The following is a 16,669-nucleotide window of genomic DNA, read 5'->3' on the forward strand; positions in this document are numbered from 1 at the left end:
TTAATATTCACATTACTCTTCTAAACCATCATCTTCTTCTTGGATATCAGCTGCTTTTAGAGGCCTTATTTTTCGGTAGACTTCCTTCGGAGTTTTTTTATTTCCGTCAACCGTGAGAAGCCTTTCTATAGCAATACCGAAAAGTCTTTCGTTTTCTTCCAGATAAGGTTCTATCAGATTCCAATCCGCATTTGTAATCTCGACAAACTCTCCCCCATTGAGTTGTTCATCAACAAGTTTTTCGTGCGGATCTCGGACATAAATCGCGCCGCCGGAAGCCAGAGAAAATATATTCGAACCGGGATAGGGTGTATCGTATTCACAAACCGAACCGTCCTCATCGTCAAAACCGATGCCGTTGAGAATTACAAAACCACCGCCATTGAGCGGATCGCCGGCCATAAAGGATTCGGCAAGATAATCCAGCGCCGTTCCATTTATAACCACCCGTGGCCTTCCCACAGCGTTAATTAAAGGCCTGCCCGCCGCGTTACCCATTATATAAGCGTCGCCTCCTTTGGCCCCGTACATAAATGTCTGGCCGACATCGCCGAATACCACGAGTTTTCCCTCTTTCATAATCTGGCAGAGTTGATCCTGAGCATTGCCGTGAATATAAATTTCCATTCCGTCAATACCGGAAGCGATATAATCGCCCGACGCCCCATAAATATCAATTCTCACATCTTTTGTGGCTGGGCCAAAACCACAACCGGTAAACCTCTGGCCGCGATATTTATAAATAATGAAATGCTTCCAGCCAAGTTTAAAGGCCTTTACAATCATTACGGCATCGCACTTATCGCCTTCAGGTTCAAACTGTTCGGCATCAACAATAAGGACTTTCTCATTGTCCTTTGGCGTGCGAAGCTGGTCACGGCTGGCAAAATTAATCCGAACAAACCGTGAATTTGATATTTCGGTGATCATTGGCGATGTGTCGAAAATCTCATCCAGCGTTAATTTCAGAACATGCTGTAACGAACTTCTTTTTATCGAATCAGTATTGAATCTACGATCATTCAAAAGAGCTAACGCGCTGATGGCTGCTTGCTTGCAATCATCATTTTTCAGGGAATAGCCCTTGATTGCTTCAACGCAAAACATGAGCTTATCGGGATTAAAGTTGCCCATGTTATCCTTTACATATGTAAACAATTTATTGACAGCGGCTGAATAATCACTTTCGGCAAACAAAGCAGCAAGCTTATCTGATATGGACTTGTATTCTTCTGTAGCCGTTATCTTTTTAGCTAAATCACAGGTGGTTTTGCCTTTTGGAGTTTTAATCACCTTGCCGAATTTATCGGTACAAATTAGTTTCATACCCTCCGCGGTATCTTTCAGGCTAAAAATAAATGAGCCGCCATCTGTATAGCTACCGCCGCGGGCATTCCAATATTTATCGGCAATAGGCCCGAAGCGAGAATCTTCCCGCTCCAGAGAGATTAAAGTCGCATCAATGGCCTGTTTTTCCGAACAAATGAGACCAACCTGGACTTCTCCCTCCTGCAGGGCGAAAACCTGCGGACGCAGCATGGCGGTATCGGTAATACCGATGAGCTGAAACTGATCGTTTTCAATATCGTTTCTCGCTATGATAAAAAACCACGGTCCATCAGGTGATGCGCCTACATGATGGGTTTGAATGGCTTTATACAGCACCTTTTTTTCAGCAGGCAGCATATCAAAGTCCATTTCAGAAGTCGGCGCCATGGCTTCAATAAGATATTCCAACGGATATTTATATACTCTGCTCCATAAATCCAGCAACAGCGCTGCTTCTTCTGTATCTGTCAGAAACAGAGGGTAATAGTTGCGCTGTTTGAGATATTCATTAACAGCCTGATAATTGGCAAAGTCGCCGTTATGCACCAGTGCTTCATTTAGCGCGCTGAACGGATGGCATCCGCCCGGGTGCCAGACACGTCCGCGCGTCGGATAGCGCTGGTGAGCCAGCCATACATGAGCTTTGAAGTCTTCCAGTTTATAGTATTTGACAACGTTTTCCGCATATCCTACGATTTTCAGGATCATCATATTCCTGCCATGCGACATGACAAAAGCCTTTTTCTCACCAAGAGACGCGTAATAGTGGGTGTTAATCTTAAAACTATTCTGATAGACAAACTCATCCTCGGCGTCACGCCGGTCCATGGAAGAAAATTTGTTATCGGAAATGAACTTATCGAGGACATCATCCTTAACGCGCACAAAATAGCGCATTACATCCGGAGGCCGTACATCCAGACCGATACTGCGATGATCATTAATGGTGGCGAGCTTTTCCGACTTATCTATTTTAAAGTACGGTTTGATGTATTGATTTTCTATTTCAGTACAAACGCTTACATCCAAAAGAGCGATATGTAACATGTAATCATCTTGAAGCACTTGTTTGGATACACCCATCGCTTCGGGAATAAACCCGACAGCTCCGATGCCTCCACCTTTCCCGTTGCCTCTGTTGTGCATTTGGACTGACGGCTCGAAGATGTTCTTTCCCGTTACAGGAATAGAACATATAAATCCTGTTACGCCGCAGCCGCCTTCTTCTTCAGTGTTTAAACTCAAAGGCGGTGTCTGCCTGCAAATTTCAGCGCGTGATATGATTATTCTTTCAACATTGTCCATTATTAGCAAGCTCCGCTTTATTTACTGTAATCTATATGTTCCAACAAATCCGTCCTGCCTACAAGTTCTCTTACACTCTTCATCCCGAACTTCTGCAGTATTTCCACAAGCTGGACATTCCAGGCGTGATACATATTTGTCAAACGCTGTGTTGCCCATTCTTCATTAAACAAATCAGCGAGCTCAGAATCCGTGGAGGCGATACCGCGGGCACAGCCGCGTCCAGATTCGCAGTTTCCACAGCGGACACATTCCAAAGAAACCAGTTCTGCTGTGCCGATAACTGCGCCATCAGCACCCAGGCAAATGGCTTTGGCCAGATCATGAGCAGTTCGTATGCCGCCTGAGGCAATAAGTGTCATTGCATCCCTGGCTCCTTCATCCTTTAAGAAGTTGTGAACTTTAGTTATTGCATATTCTATGGGCATAGCGATGTTTTTTTTGGCAATATCCGGCGCTGCGCCTGTGCCGCCATATCCACCGTCGATATGTATTATATGGGCGCCGGCATAATAAGAACCGACCGCAACCATATCCACGTCATTGGGTGTCGAAACCTTGACGGAAATAAGCGCATGGGGATTGATTCCCTTGATCCAGTCAATATGTTTCTTGTGATCTTCGATGGAATACACCGAATGAAATGGGAAAGGTGAAAACAAGGAGGTGCCTTTGACCGCTTCCCGCATCCGGGCAACGCTTTCCGTATTTTTTTCACCCAGTAGATGACCGCCAAGGCCAGGTTTAGCGCCCTGTGCGTATTTAAATTCCACAATTTTTACCCGTTGTATCGTTTCTTCGCGCACTCCGAACAAACCTGTAGCCACCTGAGTGATGACGTGGTCATTATAAGGTTGCAGCAACTCCGGGTAACCTCCCTCGCCGGTGCAGGTAAAGGTATTCCATATGGCGGCGTTACGTGCCTTGGAAACCATGGTGGGCAGACTTACCGAACCAAAGGACATTCCCCCTCCATAGACAGGTGTGGAAATGATGATATTGGCACGGCCGTCATTTCTTCTGTTTAAGGGAATTTCCGTTGATATTTCGAACTTATCAATTTTCGGCCTTCCGGAGGGAAATTTGAGACGCAGTTTGTCGAACCCGCCGCCGGAATTGCCGGTATTATATTCCAAATCCTTTCGCGCTGGTGGATATCCTGTTTCCGCCATTATCCAAGTTCCGGTAATCATATCCGCTGTCCATCGGTAGTCACCCAACGTTTCATACATTGGATTAAGCGATATAGTCAATGCGCCGCGCGGACATTTATTAACGCAATAAAAATCGTTATTTTTGCATTCAAAGCCAATACACCTATAGTCTATGGGCGCACTCGTTTTATTGTGCCCTTCCAGTCTTTCGTGCACTCCGTAAGGGCATGATTTGGCACAAGTGCCACAGTTAATGCAGGCGTCGGATCTGGTGACTTTGTATTTGGGCACCTGGTGTTTGAATCGAGACGGCATTTTTTTAATTATTACAGTTGGTGGTTTCATAGGTTTGCAGTTTCTCTTTTTTTAAATAGTTTTCCAAAAGTGTCATTATCAATTTCTTCAAAGAAGATGGCTCTTCCGGTTTCACCGCGCAGACGACGCGCTTCACGGATGCCCATTGCGCCCATAACCTCAAGAAGCTGAGAATGCCATGCGCCAATGAGGTTGATAATTCTTTGCGTTACAATTCGCTTAGTAATTTTTTCCAATCCTTCAGGGAACAGTATAATCTTTTCCGGTTCTTCATACAACCTGGCGCCCAGTGCAATAAGCAGCGGTAAATCTATCGCAGTCAAATCCGCACCGCAGAGCATTGCCTTCGGCACATGCTCGGCCATGGCTATTCCGCCAGAGAAAATAATTGTAACCTCATCGCGAATTCTTTCCTCAACCAGTTTCAGATGTACGGCTCGGATAATATCCTTGGCCAGCCGCCGGTTTTCAGCAGGAGTTTCATTATTTTCCATGCCGCGATAATCGGCCACGACGTGGATGATTTCCGCGCCATTTTGCGCCAGCCTGGAAACAGTGGTTTCAACGACCTTTGTTGCGGGAACTCGAACGATAGTAAGCACATCATTTATTTTCTTAATTTTATCCTGCAGTGCAGGTAAAGTGCTTAAAACTTCATCGTCATAATCAATCGCCACCATTCTAATACTCTTGATCAATGCCTGATGCTTGTCAATCTCTTTGTAGGAAATTAACGGGATGATGTTTTTTATGTGTTTCTTTATATCTGCCGTAATATCATCCGCGGACAATACGACAAAAGTATTCAACTCCGCAGCTGCTCTGGTTATGGCGATTTTTACATTCGGACTAAAATTTACTTGAGGGAAATCAAAGATGATGGGAATAGGAATATCAATGGTATTATGAATTTTCGAAAGCAATTTGCCATTTTCGTCAAACGTCAGGTGATTGAGTTTTCGTCCCAGTTCAACGGATGTGCTGATGTATTCCCGTCCATGAATTCCGTCGCGTGTCGGGCGGACAATTTCCGACATGTCGGTCCACATGCTGTCAAACCCCGGTCCGGTAAAGGGGCCACGGTAGCCGGCACCGGTAACAGGAACCTTGCCGTCCTCAGACTGTTTCCATAAAGTTATAAACATATCGGACTTCCAGTAGGAACCGCCGATATTTAAAAAATCCTTATCCAGAGATTTTTCCAGCGCTCCCCGAGGGCATTCCTGAATACATCGGAAGCAGTTTCTGCAGACCACAGTGTTCGGGTCAGCCATTTTGCGCGGATCGCCGCCTTTCCCCCGTTTATGTGCTTCATAAATACACACTTTAGTGCACTTGCCGCAGTTGATGCAGTTTTCTCCCCGTTTAATACTGAATTTGAAAACGTAATCCAGATTAAGCGGCGTTACTTTAGTGTGAATGTGATATTTCTTTGGCATAATCTTTTAATTCACCTTTTCTCTTATTCATTACAATCTATGGTTCAGTTATTTCTATCCACCATCTCCCAGTAATCCTTGCTGTCATCAACCCGTTTAAGAAATTCATTGATTTTTTCTTCGGGTCGGCCAAATGTTCCCTCGATTCTTTTTTCCAGTGCATCCCAGAGCAGCATCAGTTCGAGATTAGTTTGACAAATCTCCTCGCAGGCCTTGCAATGCATGCACATAAACACACTTTCAGCTTCTTCTTTAGTTACCGGCCGGCCTTCAATGAGCTTTTTAGCCAGAGCAATCTTTCCTTTTGCGGTCATTTCTTCATTTCCGGTGACAAGATATGCCGGACAAACTGCAATACAGTTTCCACACTTGGCGCAGGCATGAGTAGTAAGCTCAAAATTGAGACTGTCGACTTTCTTCAATTTGCCCAGAAGCAGTGTTGCAATTTTCCCGATCACAGGTGACAGCAGAATCAATATCTCTATGGAAAAACTGAAAATGGATGGACGGAAAACAACAGCCGGAATATTGAAGAACTTTGATTTAATTCCAAAAAACTTGCCTGGATTCATGATATTATTCGGATCAACTTTTGCTTTGTAGGCCAGAAGTTCTTGCTTCTTTTCACTTTTATACAGATAATTGATAAACCCCGCATTCCAAATACCCAATCCATATGGTTCTGCTCCCATGGAGATTGCTGTTTTGGTAAGCATCATTGTCAAGGGCAAGTCAATGTAATATTTAAACTTCCTTGAATCGCAAAGGAAATTGGTCATGATCAGAGCCATTTTGGAATCAATGATGTAAGAATCAATGAATATTTCCACGCCAAAATTAGCACCCAGGTTTTTTGCTTTTTCAATAAATCCCGCAGCCGAATCTATGGGTATAATACTTTCGCTGGCCAGAATTGTCGGACCGAGGCGTTTTGTCTTCATGCCGAAAAGCCGCTCATTCCATAAATAACTGGCAACATAGCGAGGCGCTTCTTCGACGTAATCACCTGGCTCTATAATTGACAAAAACTTATTATCTTCTTCAGGGCTACTGAATTCTATTAACACTCCTGCACTCTTTTTAAATACCTTCGAATGCATGATTTCATTGATGTCATTAATGTGATTTTCATCAAGAAAACGGATTACATTGGGTTTCAGATCGCCTGCCTGCCCTGATTTGATGAATTTTTGAATGAACAGGAAAGCATCTCTGTCCCTTTCAAAATAAAACAGATGTGGATAGGAGGCCTGTGGAACATCACGTAATTTAAGGTTTACTTCAACAATAATTCCAAATTCACCTTCTGTGGAAACGAAGTACTCAAACTCCGGATCATTGGGGGTAATCTTTTTGGATTCGCCGGACGGTGTTATAACTGTCATTGATACTATCTGGTTGGCTAAGTGGCCATAGCGAAAACTATTGATGCCGTAACCGCCCGTGGCAATCCAACCGGCAACCGTGGAAAACTTGCTTGACGGATATGTCATAAGGCACAAGTCTTCTTTTTTAGCCAGAATGTCAATATCGCTCCATCTTGCCCCTGCTTCCACAGTTATGGTTTTTTGTGCGTTGTTGAGATAGAGGATTTTTCTAAACGGTGATAGATCAATGACTATGCCCGCATTTGTCGGAATTACACCCCCGAATCCCCATGATGCGGCACCTCTCGGAATAACCGGCACTTTCTTCTCATTAGCAAATTCCAGCACTTTCTTTATCTCATCAACGCTTTTAGGCTGGACGACAAAATCAGGTTGTATTTGAAAAAATGTTTTGGTCATGATCGTAGGAACATCGCCTATATCATGGCTGTACATTTCTTTTTCTTCTTCTTTGTCGATAATCTTTATATCGCCCGCTATTTTTTTGAATTCTTCTGCCAGTTCCATATTTTGCATCTCTCTTCCGTTACTATATTAATGGTAAATTAATGTTACGAACATTATTATACAGCAAAATGATAAATTAATGTTACGAACATTATTATACAGCAGTACGAACATTATTATATAGCAAAATGAATGCCAATAGTCTTACTCTAATGAATAAACAATCTATAAAACAATCTATAAAAGGAATAACAAAGGGATTTATTTTATAGAAAATTAAATTTCTGGTGACAATACAGAGCATTAGTAATAACCATGATGTTACAATATTGTCATTTCCCGGATATTAATAACACATAATTGTTCTTTATGAGCGTCGTATAGTAACAAAAATAACCTTGCGTTTCTTTTTATCTGCGCTTCAATGCAGAATTTGATTTTACGAAAGTTACATGAATAAGCCAGTATACCATCAATATTAAAGCGGACGATGACCGTTCCTTATTTTACCATGGCGCTTTCGTCTTTGCTTAAGAAATCCCTAGGTGCTTGACATAATTATTTTGACTGTATAATTGTTTCATTGTTAAGGATAATGGATATGAAATTGACGTACAAACCCAAACTGTACTTTAAACGTAATAAATACTGAGAAGTAGCACGAAAACGTTATGAAAAGTTAAAGGAATCGGAAGCATCTTTGCGGGAAGGGAGAGGCTTATTTCTGAACTTGAGGTGAGGATGGATTCGCTAAAATAAAAGCTTTGAGCTATTTACTTCCTAAATCTGTGCTGTAATAAAATACGTAATGACAAGGGTTAATGGGAACAAATTGAACAGTATATAGCAGACCACTCCGATGCAGAATTTAGTCATAGTATTTGCCCGGAGTGCGCAAAGAAATTATATCCAAAATTCTATAAATAAAATGAAGGCTGACTTACATTAGATCATTTTCATATCCGTCAAAGATTTTATCTTTTCTACTTCGGGGTTAAGCCAGAAAAGCGGCTGCTGCCCCTTTAATACTGCCAGCAAATTGTCGGCGGCAATTTCCGACATTTTTCCCCGTGTTTTCTTATTCGCACTACCTATATGAGGCAGGAGTATGACATTGTTCATCTTAAGAAGGGGATTATCTGCATCAAGAGGTTCTTTTTCAAACACATCAAGACCTGCTCCGGCAATCCGGTTTTCTTTTAAAACTTTTATAAGTGCTGCCTCATTTATCACAGATCCTCTCGATGTATTAATCAGAATGGCGTCCGTTTTCATTAATCCGAGTCGTTTTTCATCTATTATATGATACGTTTCTTTTGTAAGGGGGATGTGCAGGCTAACGAAGTCCGATTCTATAAGTAGGTCGTCAAGAGACCTGTATTCAACACCCAGTTCCTTTTCCTCTTCGGATGAAAGTCTGGTTGTGCTGTTGTAAATAACATTCATATTGAAACCCTGAGCCCTCTTTGCCATCCCCTTGCCTATTCTTCCAAGACCTATAATCCCGATTGTGCATCCCCGGACACTTTGCCCAAGCAGTAATTCAGGCGACCAGGCAATTTTCCAGTTAATTTCGCGGACAAATCTGTCTGCCTCTACTATTCTTCTGGATACACTCAGCAGGAGGGTAAAGGCAAGATCGGCAGTTGCATCAGTAAGGACACCCGGGGTATAACCTATATATATACCTTGATTTGTAGCTTCACTCACGTCTATATGCTCAAAACCTGCACTCATTGTGCTGATTACCTTCAGCACCGGGGCAGCATTTATGATATTTTTATTAATCCTGTCCGAAAGCAGACATAGAATTGCATCCTTGTTTCCGACATTTCTGATAATTTCTTTTTCATCCGGTGGTTCTCCGCCTGGCTGAATGAAAATGTCACAAAATTCAGCTATAAGTTTGATACCTTGTTCAGGGATTTTCCTCGTAATATATACTTTAGGTTTCATAGCACCTCCTTAAATTTAATATATAATAACCTGCTTTTATCATCAACGCATAAAGAACTATTTTATCGGTACCTCTACCCATAAAACAAAGAAATATATTCAAAAGACTCCCCATCTTATCCCGGTAAATTTTCTCTGGACAATATTCAGAAAACTATTTGTATTCTTTATTCCAAAGGATTACAATTTCCTATGGTTATGGTGTAGAAGGTAAGGTTGGCGATCCGCATCACATACTGCACTGAATACCATAATAAATGGATAGAATTTTTGACGAATAAGGAGGTACTGTGAATCTCAAACGGTTATTCAAACCCGAAACAATGGCAGTGGTGGGTGTTTCTCTCACCAACGAGTCAAATCCGGCAAATGTTGTATATAACAAAAACCGTCTTCGTTACCCCATCAAGGTCTTTGCTGTTAACGGAAAAGGTGGTGCCATCAGGGGTGAAACCGTATACAGGAGGTTGCAGGATGTCCCGGCAAATATAGATTTGGTAATTATTGCCACAAAAGCGGAGATCGTCCCCTCAATAATTTCAGACTGTATCGAAGCAAAGGCAGGAGGCGCCGTGATTATCTCCGGCGGGTTTGCTGAAACAGGAGCTATGGATTTGCAGAATAGGACAGTCTCAATAGCAAAAGAGGGGGATTTCCCGTTTATAGGGCCTAACTGTCTTGGAATCTTTGCCTCTGGCCATATGGACACTTTCTTCATACAAGGCGAGAGGCTGGTGATACCGGAACGGGGAAGAGTTGCCATGGTAAGCCAGAGCGGAGGTATTCTCGTGGATCATATGGTCAAGTGTGCTGCTGAAGGGGTTGGTGTGTCTCTGGCAGTGAGCATAGGCAATAAAGCAATGATAAAAGAACTGGATATGCTGAGATATTTCAAGGACGATCCTGAAACGGATGTGATTGGTTTTTATCTGGAAGGATTCGGTGAAAACGAAGGTCGTGAGTTTGTTGTTGCCGCTTCAGAATGTGGAAAACCAGTGATTGTCCTCAAATCCGGCAAAACCCCCAGAGGAACGACGGCTGTGAAAAGTCATACAGCATCTATCGCCGGCGATTATGAAGTCTTTTCTTCCATTATGACACAATATGGAGTGGTAGAAGCAAAGGATGAGTTTGAGATGGTTGCCTTTGCCGAGTCATTAAGCTGTTATCAAAGGTCAATTCAGGGAAAAGTTGCAATTATTACGGGTAGCGGCGGTCACGGTGCCCTGGCAACCGATGCATGCTTTTTACATGGACTTTCAGTACCTGTTTTGAGCCCGTCTGCCCAGGCGGAGCTTCATAGCCTTGTGTCGCCCACTATTCAGGAAATTTCTTCATTTGCCAATCCTATCGATCTTACAGGCAGTGCAACAGACAGTGATTTTATGGAAGTAGTACGTTCAGTAAGCAGAAACGACGGCATAGAATGCATTATTGTACTTCTACTCCCTTACCTGCCCAGGATAACGATGGATCTGGGAGCACAAATAAGTCTTCTTTACCAGCAGGAGGGGAAGCCTATCGTTGCTTACGTGCCTCATGTGGATAAATACAGGATGCTTGTTGAAGGTTTCATGCTGAATAAGATTCCCGTTGCTGATTCCATAGAAGACGCGGTGCACATGGCTGAAGCCATGAGGAGGTACAAATCATGTTGAGAGACAATATCCGGGAAATATTATCTGAGGCGAAAGAACGGGGCTGGGTCATGGAGCCGCAGGCAAAGGGTTTGCTTCGTCTTGCGGGTGTGGATGTACCGCGTTTCCTCTTTACAGCGGATGTAGCTGAGGCAATACGGTTTGCCGATGAGATCAAATATCCTGTTGTGGCAAAGGTGGTTTCACCCGATATTATCCATAAATCGGATGCTTCAGGGGTTGTTTTGGGCATACCGGACGATAAAAGACTTGGAGAGGTCTTCGCAGAGATGGGCAAAATCAAAGGGTTTCAAGGTATTATTGTCGAAGAAGTACTTAAAGGCATTGAGATGATTGTAGGAATGAAGATGGATAAACAGTTCGGACCCGTTATCCTCCTTGGTATGGGAGGTACGGCTGTCGAGATATATAAAGATGTAACGCTCAGGATGGCGCCGCTCCGCGAGCATGATACGGAATCTATGATGATGTGCCTTACGGCAAGACCGCTTTTAGAAGGATACAGGGGATCCGAAGGAGTGAATGTTGATGAACTCAAAAGGATGCTCCTGGCGTTTTCAAGTCTCATCATGGAATTTGAGAAAGAGGTGGAATCAGTAGATCTGAACCCTGTTATATGCAATGCTTCCCGATGTGTCGTCGCAGATGCACGGATCATGCTCACAAAGTCATAATGTTAATCCCATATTTTTTATTAAGATAAGTATCGGTGTCGTGCTGTCCTCAACAAACACGCTCATTACGCTTAAGGTGGCTTCATTTACCGGGGCTTGCGTCGCCTCCTCCACCAGCAAAGCTGTCGGAGCCCCCCCCTCTCGCCCACGGTGTGAGCTGGTTTATGCTCGCGTTTTTGCTTTTTGAACTTTTGCTAAGCAACTATGTGATGGCCGTTGTCAGCTCCCTTTTTTGGCCAGCTTAGCCGCTTTTTTCTCCTGTTTGGATAAGGTTTTCAGGCTTTTTTTATCAGGGATTCCTGTGTTTGGAACAGGCGCCTCATAAATATTTTTTTTGATGTGATCAGGGGCTTCTATCTCGGATTCAGTCGCTCGGGGTAAACTGATGTCTTTGGCTTCCTGCTTTTTTACCCTGGTAAGGCGGATTTTTGCCATGACTGCCTGGGCCATACTTTTGCCGAACTGGCCGATAAAACCTGCAAGCAGGACAATAATAACCCATTTAAGAATAGACCATGTACTTATATCATTAATAATATCATGCATATCTTTGAAACTTTTAAAAAAAATTTTGAATTACAACATAAATGGAAGGTTTAGCCACAAACAACACAATTATTGAAATCCACCATCTTTCCAACTTTTCACTCATAACTTATACATTTACTTAATGCCCTTTAACTCATCCATTAATTCCTTTACGTTTGTAGTTTTGTCAATCCTATAACCATTCAGACCCACTGTGTAGAGCGGTTCTTCCTGGGGACAGTCACCTGCTGAACTGAGAAGGCCATTGCATATGCAGAAATATCCTTTATTATCTGTTTGTGCATTACATTGTGTATATTGGCCGTTTTTATCTCTGGTAAGTACATATCCTTTATCACACTTAGGTTTTCTCTTTCCATTAAGTGTGGAAAGGAACATGGGGGAACTCTTTATAACTACAAAAGGTAAGCCACAGGGGGAGCCGGGTTTTTCTGCTATGAGTATATCCTCTTTTGTTGCTTCAATAACAGCCTGTTTGTATGCCTGCGTTGCGCTGCTTTCATCTGTCACAAGAAAGCGTGTACCCATCTGTACCCCGTCCGCACCCATCCTTATAAACTTTACAATATCATCATGTGTATAGATACCACCTGCGACTATGACAGGAAATCCACCATGTTGCATGGCTGCCTCTTTGACAGAGGGAAATAGATTTTCCAATCTGTTTGATTCAAGACCTAACTGGTCAAATCTGAACCCGAGATGCCCTCCTGCAAGCGGCCCTTCAAGGACGACAGCGTCAGGTCTATAGCCCACCCTTTCCCATTTTTTACATATTAATTCAAGGGCCCTTGCAGACGACACAATAGGTATAAGAGCAGTGTCCCCAGGATCCTTGATGACCGGGAGATTAAGAGGGAGACCTGCACCGGAAATAATTACATCTGCATGTGCATCAATGGCTCCTGTAACAGAAGCTTCATAATCTTGCTGAAGGGCAACCATGATATTAATACCGACAAAACCTGATGTTGATTTTGCAAGTGATATTTCTTCATAAGCGGCTTCGTATGTATTCATGGTCTTACCGGTTCTTCTAGAGACAAGTCTATCGAGGGCAGCGCTTGAGATAATGCCTATGCCACCTTCCCTGGCAACTGCACTTGCAAGGGGCGCAAGTGATACACCCACTCCCATTCCACCCTGGATTATAGGTGATGTTATGGTTTTACCTTTTATTTTTAATGACGGCAATGTCTGTCTTATATTGTTATTTTCCATCCGCTCCTTTTCCTAATAACGTTTGTTGCAGTAAATTAGTCTATACATTTTTCCTGTCTTGAACTTATGAATGTAGGTAGCAACGTTTAAGAACACAACTTTGTACTTTATCATATAATGATAAGATATTGCAAAAAAATATGCACAAGCTTGATAATTTATTCAGGAGATGCAGCGGTTTATCTATAATATATTTTAATTGTTGTATCCATACGTATTTTGAAGGATTCATATAAAAGGCTTTCTTTTTAATAACAATTAATTTATGATAATCAAATGGCTTGGGCATGAATCTATGTCACATGTTTCGATATGGAGTAGATGTGCTTCCCTGCTTCTATCTCCACAAGGAGCATAAAAATAATATCAGGAGGATAAAATGCAGGGTGGCAAACTTTATGTTGGAAATCTTAGTTATTCGGTAACCAGCGAACAGCTTAAGGAGCTATTTTCAGGTTGTGGAGAGGTAAAAGAAGTCAAAATAATTGAAGGTAAGGGTTTTGGTTTTGTCGAAATGGGAACACAGATAGAAGCAGAAAAGGCAAAAAAAGACTTAGGCGGTACACAGTTCATGGGACGCTCAATTACCGTTGAAGAAGCGCGCCCCCAGAGAGAAAAACCAAGAGGCGGAAGGGGAGGCGGTTTCGGCAGGAGATACTGATTCAGGAAATTTATTCGTTTAATAGATTTCCAAATTGTTTTACAGGGGCATGGATCGCAGGAGGTGAAATTAATGAGACAGGCAAAAACAAATGACCTTGTAAGGGTGCATTATACAGGGTCATTAAAAGATGGCACTGTCTTTGATTCATCACTGGATAGACAACCCCTGGAGTTTAAGATAGGACATGGGGTAATAATCCCAGGATTTGAAAATGGTATAATCGGGATGAAAGAAGGGGATGCAAAGGTTATTTCAATCCCGCCGGAAGATGCCTATGGTCCACACAGGGATGACCTTGTAGGTGTTATTGAAACGGCGCGAATACCTGATAATATTACTCCTAAAGTTGGAATGGTGCTTAAGATCCGTTCACCGGAAGGAGAAATGATTAAGGTTACGGTAACCGATGTCAACGAAACAGGTGTAACACTTGACATGAACCACCAGCTTGCAGGAAAAGAACTTATTTTTGAACTTAAGCTTGTAGAGGTGATTTCGGAATAAAATTCAAAGATCATATCCCCTTAAATTCTAAACCTATCAGTATGTCTTGTGTATCTGCTATTTTGCTGATATTTTATTTACCTATATGAGTTTAATACTCGTCCTTTTTTTTCTTTTATACAGCCTGATGCACTTTTATGTATGTCTGAAAACAAGATATGTCTACCGTTTTGGCATAAAAACCGGCATTTTCTTCGCTGTATTTATGACTGCAATGGTCTTTGCCCCTGTGATTGTGAGATTATCTGAAAAGGCCGGTTATGAATATTTTGCAAGGTTTATGGCATATACAGGGTATATCTGGATGGCAGTCTTGTTTCTGTTTTTTCCCCTTTCCCTTTTTATTGATTTTTGCAGGCTATGTATCTATGTTCCGGGACGAATATTAAAAATAAATTTTTCACACGTGCTTCATGCATATAAATGTTTTTTTGTTGTGCCTCTAATATGTTCATTGTCTATTGTTGTTTACGGGTACTATGAGGCAGGACAAATAAAAACTGAACGATTGGTAATAAAAACGGACAAAATACCTGAAGAGATAAAAAAATTGAAAATAGTACAGATTTCCGATATTCATCTCGGACTTATTGTCCGGCAAGGAAGTCTGGAGAAAATTACTGCTGAAATCAGAAGAATAAAACCCGATATACTTGTATCAACAGGGGATATTGTTGATGGACAGATAGACCATCTCGATGGCCTCATAGATCCTTTAAAAAGCATTAACCCTCCCTATGGTAAGTATGCTGTTACGGGCAATCATGAATTTTACGCAGGTATCGAAGAGTCGCTTGAATTCATGAGAAAGGCTGGTTTTATAGTTCTCAGAGGAAGAAGTGTAATTGCCGGAGGAATTATCAACATTGCCGGGGTTGATGATGCTGTTAGAATGCCATTTAAATACGTGGAAATATCTGATAATGTATTGCTTTCCGGCCTCCCTAAAGGTCTGTTCACTGTTCTGCTTAAGCATAAACCTATAGTAGATCGGGCAGCTATAGGCCTGTTTAATTTGCAGCTTTCCGGGCATACGCATAAAGGACAGATTTTTCCTTTCAATTTTATTACCAAACTGTTTTTTCCCATGTATAATGGTTTTTTTAAACTCTCTGACTTTTCATACCTGTACGTCAGCAGGGGTTCAGGCACGTGGGGACCGCCGATTCGTTTCCTGGCGCCGCCTGAAATAACTGTGATTGAACTTGTATATGCATCAAATTGATGAGGTGCAATATGGCTGATTATTCGATAATTGATAACTCACCGGTGCTCTGGTATATTTTTTATCCACGCAGTGGGCATACTGACTGTCCGGCCAATGCATTTGATGTATCTGTGCCTGTCGAAGATAGTGTTTTTGTTTCGTGCAGGTTTTATGTGGGAGACAATGAATGGCCATGGATATTATTTTTTCATGGCAACGGAGAAATAATCAGTGATTATGACCATGTATCCCATTTTTATATAAAGAATGGCATTAATCTTATTGTGGCTGATTATCGTGGCTATGGTTCAAGCAATGGAACACCTTCACTGGCCGATCTTTTTAAGGATGCCCATATAATTTTTAAAACAGTAAGGGAAGAGCTGAAGAACAGAGATTCCAATGCCGGCTTATGGATCATGGGAAGGTCTTTAGGCAGCTTATCTGCCATTGAACTTGCATATCATTACGAAGATCAGATAAGAGGCCTCATTATAGAGAGTGGTTTTGCAAATATTTTAAGGATTCTAATGCATCTCGGTCTGCCGTTATACGGAGCTGATTATGAGGGTATAGATGAAGAATGTCTCAGCATAGTCGGAAATATAACTCTTCCTACCCTTATTATTCATGGGGAAGAGGATGTTCTTGTCTCGCCGAGGGAGGCCGAAACCATATACAGACATGTCGGGACAGACAAAAAACGTCTTGTATTGATATCCGGTGCCGACCATAATGACATCATGTCTGTCGGGTTTGATGAGTATTATGAAGCATTACGGTGGTTTGTTTTTGGTGTTTAGATTTTTTTGGAAGGCAAGCTGCGCCGGTTTTTCGTCACATTTGATTGATTTTATGG

At 42.2% G+C, this 16,669-nt stretch carries 13 protein-coding genes; 6 read left to right on the top strand and 7 right to left on the bottom strand.

Annotated elements, in window-relative coordinates; translation table 11 throughout:
- Positions 1–12: 12 nt before the first annotated feature.
- The 5 genes from NT010_05530 to NT010_05550 form a co-directional block, all read right to left on the bottom strand.
- Positions 13–2,634, bottom strand: coding sequence for a glutamate synthase (locus tag NT010_05530; protein MCX5805518.1), 2,622 nt, complete (start codon positions 2,632–2,634; stop codon positions 13–15).
- 17 nt (positions 2,635–2,651) lie between these two features.
- Entirely contained in the window at positions 2,652–4,133 is a 1,482-nt protein-coding gene (locus NT010_05535; protein ID MCX5805519.1) for a glutamate synthase-related protein, read from the bottom strand.
- The gene (locus tag NT010_05540; GenBank protein ID MCX5805520.1) at positions 4,130–5,248 is read right to left on the bottom strand and encodes a glutamate synthase-related protein; all 1,119 of its coding nucleotides are present in this window, start codon (positions 5,246–5,248) and stop codon (positions 4,130–4,132) included. The genes NT010_05535 and NT010_05540 overlap by 4 nt, the downstream gene beginning before the upstream one ends.
- A 338-nt stretch (positions 5,249–5,586) precedes the next feature.
- Entirely contained in the window at positions 5,587–7,437 is a 1,851-nt protein-coding gene (locus NT010_05545) for an FAD-binding protein (protein ID MCX5805521.1), read from the bottom strand.
- A gap of 885 nt (positions 7,438–8,322) precedes the next feature.
- The gene (locus tag NT010_05550; GenBank protein MCX5805522.1) at positions 8,323–9,333 is read right to left on the bottom strand and encodes a D-glycerate dehydrogenase; all 1,011 of its coding nucleotides are present in this window, start codon (positions 9,331–9,333) and stop codon (positions 8,323–8,325) included.
- A gap of 290 nt (positions 9,334–9,623) precedes the next feature.
- Between NT010_05550 and NT010_05555 the strand changes: the two genes are divergently transcribed.
- Positions 9,624–10,991 (top strand): CoA-binding protein, encoded by a 1,368-nt coding sequence (locus tag NT010_05555; protein ID MCX5805523.1) that lies wholly within the window; start codon positions 9,624–9,626, stop codon positions 10,989–10,991.
- Positions 10,985–11,665 (top strand): acetate--CoA ligase family protein, encoded by a 681-nt coding sequence (locus NT010_05560; GenBank protein ID MCX5805524.1) that lies wholly within the window; start codon positions 10,985–10,987, stop codon positions 11,663–11,665. Before NT010_05555 ends, NT010_05560 begins: the two co-directional genes overlap by 7 nt.
- A 219-nt stretch (positions 11,666–11,884) precedes the next feature.
- On the opposite strand, the gene NT010_05565 is transcribed toward NT010_05560, so the two are convergent.
- On the bottom strand, positions 11,885–12,211 hold the full coding sequence (locus NT010_05565; protein MCX5805525.1) for a hypothetical protein: 327 nt from the start codon (positions 12,209–12,211) through the stop codon (positions 11,885–11,887).
- A 117-nt stretch (positions 12,212–12,328) separates the two neighbouring features.
- Entirely contained in the window at positions 12,329–13,435 is a 1,107-nt protein-coding gene (locus tag NT010_05570) for a nitronate monooxygenase (GenBank protein MCX5805526.1), read from the bottom strand.
- 379 nt (positions 13,436–13,814) lie between these two features.
- Between NT010_05570 and NT010_05575 the strand changes: the two genes are divergently transcribed.
- The 4 genes from NT010_05575 (at position 13,815) to NT010_05590 (ending at position 16,613) form a co-directional block, all read left to right on the top strand.
- The gene (locus NT010_05575; protein ID MCX5805527.1) at positions 13,815–14,096 is read left to right on the top strand and encodes an RNA-binding protein; all 282 of its coding nucleotides are present in this window, start codon (positions 13,815–13,817) and stop codon (positions 14,094–14,096) included.
- 72 nt (positions 14,097–14,168) lie between these two features.
- Positions 14,169–14,603: a peptidylprolyl isomerase gene (locus tag NT010_05580; protein ID MCX5805528.1), complete on the top strand. Its 435-nt coding sequence runs from the start codon at positions 14,169–14,171 to the stop codon at positions 14,601–14,603.
- 85 nt (positions 14,604–14,688) lie between these two features.
- Positions 14,689–15,828 (top strand): metallophosphoesterase, encoded by a 1,140-nt coding sequence (locus NT010_05585; GenBank protein MCX5805529.1) that lies wholly within the window; start codon positions 14,689–14,691, stop codon positions 15,826–15,828.
- Between the two features lie 11 nt (positions 15,829–15,839).
- Positions 15,840–16,613: an alpha/beta hydrolase gene (locus NT010_05590; GenBank protein MCX5805530.1), complete on the top strand. Its 774-nt coding sequence runs from the start codon at positions 15,840–15,842 to the stop codon at positions 16,611–16,613.
- The last annotated feature ends 56 nt before the right edge of the window (positions 16,614–16,669 follow it).

The sequence above is a fragment of the Pseudomonadota bacterium genome (assembly GCA_026388275.1).
GTDB lineage: Bacteria > Desulfobacterota > Syntrophorhabdia > Syntrophorhabdales > Syntrophorhabdaceae > JAPLKB01.

Coding starts and splice junctions, on each gene's coding strand:
- NT010_05530 (MCX5805518.1), bottom strand. CDS start 2,634: ATGGACAATGTTGAAAGAATAATCATATCACGCGCTGAAATTTGCAGG.
- NT010_05535 (MCX5805519.1), bottom strand. CDS start 4,133: ATGAAACCACCAACTGTAATAATTAAAAAAATGCCGTCTCGATTCAAA.
- NT010_05540 (MCX5805520.1), bottom strand. CDS start 5,248: ATGTTTATAACTTTATGGAAACAGTCTGAGGACGGCAAGGTTCCTGTT.
- NT010_05545 (MCX5805521.1), bottom strand. CDS start 7,437: ATGGAACTGGCAGAAGAATTCAAAAAAATAGCGGGCGATATAAAGATT.
- NT010_05550 (MCX5805522.1), bottom strand. CDS start 9,333: ATGAAACCTAAAGTATATATTACGAGGAAAATCCCTGAACAAGGTATC.
- NT010_05560 (MCX5805524.1), top strand. CDS start 10,985: ATGTTGAGAGACAATATCCGGGAAATATTATCTGAGGCGAAAGAACGG.
- NT010_05565 (MCX5805525.1), bottom strand. CDS start 12,211: ATGCATGATATTATTAATGATATAAGTACATGGTCTATTCTTAAATGG.
- NT010_05570 (MCX5805526.1), bottom strand. CDS start 13,435: ATGGAAAATAACAATATAAGACAGACATTGCCGTCATTAAAAATAAAA.
- NT010_05575 (MCX5805527.1), top strand. CDS start 13,815: ATGCAGGGTGGCAAACTTTATGTTGGAAATCTTAGTTATTCGGTAACC.
- NT010_05580 (MCX5805528.1), top strand. CDS start 14,169: ATGAGACAGGCAAAAACAAATGACCTTGTAAGGGTGCATTATACAGGG.
- NT010_05585 (MCX5805529.1), top strand. CDS start 14,689: ATGAGTTTAATACTCGTCCTTTTTTTTCTTTTATACAGCCTGATGCAC.
- NT010_05590 (MCX5805530.1), top strand. CDS start 15,840: ATGGCTGATTATTCGATAATTGATAACTCACCGGTGCTCTGGTATATT.